This is a genomic window from Rhodococcus sp. EPR-147, assembly GCF_001647185.1.
Taxonomy (GTDB): Bacteria; Actinomycetota; Actinomycetes; order Mycobacteriales; family Mycobacteriaceae; genus Rhodococcoides.
Window position 1 is genome coordinate 1 of record NZ_LVCU01000552.1, and the last position, 5,979, is coordinate 5,979.

At 65.5% G+C, this 5,979-nt stretch carries 6 protein-coding genes; all 6 read right to left on the reverse strand.

Annotation, left to right across the window (positions count from 1 at the left end; genetic code table 11):
• Positions 1-163 (reverse strand): AMP-binding protein (locus A2J02_RS28980; protein WP_156516374.1); only part of this gene is annotated, 163 nt, incomplete at its 3' end.
• A gap of 133 nt (positions 164-296) precedes the next feature.
• Positions 297-926, reverse strand: coding sequence for a TetR/AcrR family transcriptional regulator (locus tag A2J02_RS24690; RefSeq protein WP_068055000.1), 630 nt, complete (start codon positions 924-926; stop codon positions 297-299).
• Between the two features lie 28 nt (positions 927-954).
• Positions 955-3,126, reverse strand: a complete 2,172-nt coding sequence (locus tag A2J02_RS24695; RefSeq protein WP_068055006.1) for a 3-hydroxyacyl-CoA dehydrogenase NAD-binding domain-containing protein — start codon at positions 3,124-3,126, stop codon at positions 955-957.
• A 35-nt stretch (positions 3,127-3,161) separates the two neighbouring features.
• Positions 3,162-4,370, reverse strand: coding sequence for an acetyl-CoA C-acetyltransferase (locus A2J02_RS24700; RefSeq protein WP_068055001.1), 1,209 nt, complete (start codon positions 4,368-4,370; stop codon positions 3,162-3,164).
• 35 nt (positions 4,371-4,405) lie between these two features.
• Complete coding sequence (locus tag A2J02_RS24705; RefSeq protein ID WP_068055004.1) at positions 4,406-5,566, reverse strand: acyl-CoA dehydrogenase family protein; 1,161 nt, start codon at positions 5,564-5,566, stop codon at positions 4,406-4,408.
• A 117-nt stretch (positions 5,567-5,683) separates the two neighbouring features.
• Positions 5,684-5,979, reverse strand: a 296-nt coding sequence (locus A2J02_RS24710; RefSeq protein ID WP_156516375.1) for a FadR/GntR family transcriptional regulator, incomplete at its 5' end; no start/stop codon positions are given.

Consider the following 5,979-nt stretch of genomic DNA (forward strand, 5'->3'; position numbering starts at 1 on the left):
CAACTCGATCGCCGGCCTCGACGCCGATGGAGTGCAGGCCCGCAGCCAGTCTTGCCACTCTGTCGAGTTGCTCGGCGAAGGTACGAACGCGATCACCGAACACCGTTGCTGCCCGGTTCGGTGTGGTCGACGCGGAGCGGTGAAGGCCCTGAGTGAGATACATGGCGAGTCCCTTGTGCGAGTGGGGGCGAGGGTGCCCGAGGTGAGTACCGCCACAGTTCCACCTTGTTGGCACAGTGTCAATAGGAGATACGGGCGGTTACCACTCGCAAGGACCGCCGAAATGGATTGTCCGGCTAACGGTCTCGGGCGTCGTCCAGGGAGCGCGCCGTGCCGAGGACGGTGACGAGCACATCGGTCAACAGAATCTCGACCTGCTCGCGCCTCAGTGTGCCGCGCACCAGCCATTCGCGGCCCGCGGCCTTGACCATGCCGCCGAACGCGCGCACGGCCGAGGTAGCGATTCGACGGTCACCGCCCCTGCCCTCGAATGCCGTTGCGTCCAAGACGCGTTCGGCGGCCAGGTCATCGGCCTCGTCCAGAATCCGAGCAACCTGCTCGTCGACACCCGAGCCGCTCGCCACCGACACCCAGGCAGTACCGTGCGTCTCGATGACGCCGACCAGCCAGTGGACGCTGCCCCGGGCCCGGTCCTCGAGCGAGCCCGTCGGCAGGTGCACGTCCTCGATCGGCGGCACGGTGACCAGGAAGCGAACGCACTCGAGGTACAGGTCGCGTTTGCTTCCGATGTAGTGGTGGATGAGCCCGCGTGCGACGCCGGCCGAGGCAGCGACGTCCGACATCGAGACCTCGGCATAAGGCTTGTCGCCGAACAGGCGAACGGCGGCAGCCAGAATCTGAGTCCGTCGCTCGTCCGGTTCCAGTCGATTCCATTTGGGTGTACTCGCAGCCGGCATGGTTGTCATGATTGCACCGAACCGACGCCGCGAGGCGTCAGAGGTACCGCTCGGTGCGGGAGCGCAGTGATGTCGGCACGACGAACCGATCGCCGTACCGTGCCCGCAGGTGGTCGGCCCGCTCGACGAATCCCGGAAGGCCGCCGTCGAACTGATTGACGAACTGCAGCACGCCACCGGTCCACGCGGGGTAGCCGATGCCGAGGATGGAGCCGATGTTCGCATCGGCGACGGTCCGCAGAACACCCTCGTCCAGGCATGCGATCGAGTCGAGCGACTGCGCGACCAGCATGCGATCCATCATGTCCTCGAACGGAATTCCGTGATCGGGACGGTGATAGTGCTCCACCAGACCCGGCCACAATCCTGCCTTGGTGCCGTCCTCGGTGTACTCGTAGAAGCCGCGTCCGGCCTTGCGTCCGGGGCGATCGAACTCGTCGACCAGGCGATCGACCAGCGCATACGAGTTCGAGACGATCCACGGTCGACCGTCGGCGCGCGCGGCCTCGGCCATGCCCTCGCGGATGTGCCGAGACAGGGTCAACGAAATCTCGTCCATCAGGGCCAGCGCACCGGACGGATAGCCCGCCTGGAGAGCGGCCTGTTCGACGGTGGCCGGATGCACGCCCTCGGCGACCAGAGATATCGCCTCGTCCATGAACCGGCCGATGACGCGGGTGGTGAAGAAGCCGTGACTGTCTCCGACGACGATCGGGATCTTGCCGATCAAGCGAACGAAGTCGAATGCGCGGGCGAGCGCGGAGTCGCTGGTGTGTTCTCCCACAACGATTTCCACCAACGGCATCTTGTCCACCGGGGAGAAGAAGTGCGTGCCGATGAAGTCCGAGGTGCGCGAGACTCCCGTCGACAGTTCGGTGATGGGCAGTGTCGAGGTGTTCGAGCACAGCAGTGCGTCGGCGGTCAGATACTTGTCGACCGCCTCGAACGCACCCTGCTTGACGGCGGGATCCTCGAACACGGCCTCGACGACCAGATCGCAACCCTCGGCATCGGCCGCGTCGGAACTGGGTGTGATGAGCGCGAGCACCGCATCGGCCTCGGCCTGGGTCTTGCGTCCCTTCGCGACGGCCTTGCCGAGAATCGAACGCGCGTAATCCTTGCCGCGCTCGGCGGATTCGATCGAGACATCGCGCAGCACGACGGGAACCCCGGCCGAGGCGACGACGTAGGCGATGGCAGCACCCATCATTCCGGCACCGATCACCAGGACCTTCTCGGGTACTCGGTGCGGTTCGGCGCTCGGACGCGAGCCGCCCTTGTGGATGGATCCGAGATCGAAGAACATCGATTGGATCAGATTGCCCGAGACCGCTCCGCAGGCGAGCGAGGTGCAATGCCGGGTTTCCACCAGCGAGGCCGACTCGAAGTCGAGTACCGACCCTTCCACGGCCGCAGCAACCACCGCGATCGGAGCGGGCATGGGTGCGCCCTTGACCTGCTTGCGTACCGTTGCAGCGAAAGCGGGCAGCTGCGCAGCCAATGCGGGTGAGGCTGCGGTGCCGCCGGGAATCGTGAATCCTTTCTTGTCCCAGGGCTGTGACGCTTCGGGATTGGCGAGAATCCAGGCACGTGCACGTGCCATCATCTGCTCGTCGGTGTCGACGACCTCGTCGATCAATCCGAGTTCGAGGGCCTGCGTCGGCCGATACCGCTGGCCCTGGCCCACCACCTGTGTCAGAGCCTTGACGATGCCGAACATCCGAACCGTCCGGGTGACGCCGCCGGCCCCGGGGAGCAGCCCGAGAGTGACCTCGGGAAGCCCGAAGCGAGCTCTGCTGTTGTTCAGCGCAATTCGATGATGGCACGCCAGCGCAATCTCGAAACCGCCGCCGAGTGCGGTACCGCCGAGCGCAGCCACCACGGGCTTGCCCAGCTTCTCGAGGCGACGAAATTTGTCCTTGGTGAAATCGAGGGCGTCGGCGATCGCCGCGTGGTCCGACGGACCGGCGTCGCGCAGCAATTCCAGATCGCCACCGGAGAAGAACGAATCCTTGCCCGAGGTGACGATGATGCCGTCGAACGCATCGAGGTTGGCCTCGAGCCAGTCGATCGTCTGCTCGAGTGACTCGCCGAACGCGGCGTTCATCGTGTTGGTGGACTGCGTGGGGTCGTCCATCGTCAGCACGAGTATGCGGTCGTTGCCGATCTCGCCGGTGATCGTGGGGGTCCGCAGAGTTGCTGTGGTCATCGAGGTCCTCGGGTCGTTGTTCTCTCGCGGGATGGTCACAGGCGCTCGATGATGGTGGCGACGCCCATTCCGGCACCGATGCAGAGTGTGATCAGTGCGTAGCGCTCGCCCCGACGTTCGAGCTCGTCGAGGGCCATTCCGGTGAGCATCGCGCCCGTTGCGCCCAGTGGGTGGCCCATCGCGATCGCGCCACCGTTGACGTTGATGCGTTCGTGGTCGATGTCCAGCTTCTTCGCGTAATTGAGTACCACCGAAGCGAATGCCTCGTTGACCTCGAACACCGCGATGTCGTCGAGCGTGAGCCCCGCCGCGGCCAGTACCTTGTGGGTGGCCGGAACCGGGCCGGTGAGCATCAGCGTCGGGTCCGATCCGGCGACGACACCGGCCACGACGCGTCCGCGCGGGGTCAATCCGCCTGCGCGCCCGGCTTCTTCGGAACCGATCAGCACCATCGCGGTGCCGTCGACGATGCCGGAGGAGTTCCCGGCGTGGTGGACGTGATCGATGCGGTCGACCTCGGTGTACTTCTGCATCGCGACGGCATCGAACCCGGCGAACGCACCCATCCGGGCGAACGACGGTGTCAGGGTGGCGAGATCGGCCGTGGTGGTCTCGGGTCGCACGATCTCGTCGTGATCGAGCATCAGCCGGCCGTTCGCGTCGAAGACCGGGATGACCGACTTCTCGAAGTGGCCCATCGACCAGGCGTGTGCCGCGCGCTGCTGGCTGCGCACCGCGAAGGCGTCGACCTCGTCGCGGTCGAACCCCTCGATCGTCGCGATGAGGTCTGCACTGACTCCCTGCGGCACGAAGTAGCTGCCGTAGTTGGTCAGCGGGTCGCACGGCCAGGCGCCGCCGTCTGCGCCGAGCGGAACCCGAGACATCGATTCGACGCCACCGGCGACGATGAGCTGATCCCAACCGGACCGAACGCGTTGCGCCGCAGTGTTGACGGCCTCCAATCCCGATCCGCAGAAGCGGTTGAGCTGAACGCCGGCGACACTGTCCGGCAGTCCGGCAACCATCGCGACCGTCCGGGCTATATCGCAGCCCTGGTCGCCGACCGGGGTGACGACACCGAGCACGACGTCGTCGATCAGGGCCGGATCGAGCTGCGAGTGGCGAGAGAGCAACGTGGACAACGTGTTCGCGGCCAGATCGACCGGTTTGACGGTGTACAGCGAAACGGAGCTCTTACCGCGGCCACGTGGGCTGCGAACCGCGTCGTAGAGGAATGCCTCCATGGGGTGCCTTTCTGGGGCAACAAGATTGCCGAGTACTACAGGGAACGAGAGATGAGGTCTTTCATGACTTCGTTGGCACCGGCGTAGATGCGCGCGATGCGGCCGTCGACGAACATGCGAGCGATGGGGTATTCCTCCATGTAGCCGTACCCACCGAAGAGCTGCAGGCAGCGGTCGACCACCTCGAACTGTCGGTCGGTGGTCCAGTACTTGACCATCGCTGCGGTGGTGACGTCGAGGCTGCCCGAGATGTGCTGTGCCATCGCGTCGTCGACGAAGGTGCGGACGACGCGGCCGATGGTGGCGCATTCGGCGAGCTCGAACTTGGTGTTCTGCAGATCGAACAGTGTCTTACCGAAAGCGTTGCGCGACTTGGTGTATTCGACCGTCTGTGCGACGGCGGCATCGATCATCGCGGCGGCGGCGATGCCGCAGATGAGGCGTTCCTGGGGGAGTTGCTGCATCAACTGCGCGAAGCCGCGGCCTTCTGTTTGGCCCAGGAGATTTGCGGCGGGGATGCGAAGCCCGTCGAAGGTGAGTTCGGCTGTGTCCTGGCCCTTCTGGCCGATCTTGTGCAGCACGCGTCCGCGGTGGAAGCCCTCGGTGTCGTCGGAGACCTCGGCGACGAGCAGTGACAGTCCCCGGGCTCCCGCGGACGGATCGGTCTTGGCGGCGATGATGATCAGATCGCAGTGAGCTCCGTTGGAGATGAACGTCTTTCCGCCGGTCACCACGTAGTCGTCCCCGTCACGCACTGCGCGGGTGGTGATGCCCTGCAGGTCCGAGCCGGTGCCCGGTTCGGTCATGGCGATGGCACCGATCCACTCTCCCGAGCACAGCTTCGGCAGCCACTGCTGCTTCTTCTCCTCGGAGGCGTAGGCCAGGAGGTAGTGCGGAACGATGCCGCTGTGCACACCCAGCTGCATGGACGAGTCGCCGGAGCGCACCTGCTCGGAGAACAGCACCGCCTCGTGGCGGAAGTCGCCTCCGCCTCCGCCGTACTGCTCGGGTACCGACATGCCCAGCAGGCCGAGACTGCCTGCGGTGCGGTAGACCTCGCGGCTGGGGCGTCCGGCAGCCGCGAACTCCTCGCGGTGGGGCGCGACTTCCTTCTCGAAGAATCCTCGGGCGAGCTGTCGCACGTCGGCGAGCTCGGTGGTGAGGTCGCTGGGGGTGCGGTCTGCGAGTGCAGTCATGGTGGGTCCTTGGCTCGAAGCGCACCTGTGGGTTATTGGCGCTGTGCCAATAATGATGGCGCGGGGTTGCCGCGGATGTCAACCAGGTAGTGCTCCCCGGGGACTGCTGCCGGAGTTCTAGCTGTCGACCGAACGCAGCAGTGCCACATCCGAGACGAGTCGGATGTGGTCGGCCATGGCCCGTCCTGCCTCGGCCGGATCCTGATTGCGCACGGCCTCGGCGATGCGTCGATGATGCTCGAGCGAGGCCTGTGGACGGTTCGACTGCGACAGCGATTCGATGCGGGTCTCGCGAATGAGACCGGCGATTTCCCCCATGAGCCTGGCGAGCAGCGGTGAGTGTGCCGCCTCGGTGATGGCGTGATGGAACAACTCGTCGCCGGAGTCTCCTCGATCGCCGTCGGTGATCTCGG

Excerpts from the sequence above, each read along its gene's own strand:
- A2J02_RS24690 (WP_068055000.1), bottom strand. The coding sequence starts at position 926 with ATGACAACCATGCCGGCTGCGAGTACACCCAAATGGAATCGACTGGAA.
- A2J02_RS24695 (WP_068055006.1), bottom strand. The coding sequence starts at position 3,126 with ATGACCACAGCAACTCTGCGGACCCCCACGATCACCGGCGAGATCGGC.
- A2J02_RS24700 (WP_068055001.1), bottom strand. The coding sequence starts at position 4,370 with ATGGAGGCATTCCTCTACGACGCGGTTCGCAGCCCACGTGGCCGCGGT.
- A2J02_RS24705 (WP_068055004.1), bottom strand. The coding sequence starts at position 5,566 with ATGACTGCACTCGCAGACCGCACCCCCAGCGACCTCACCACCGAGCTC.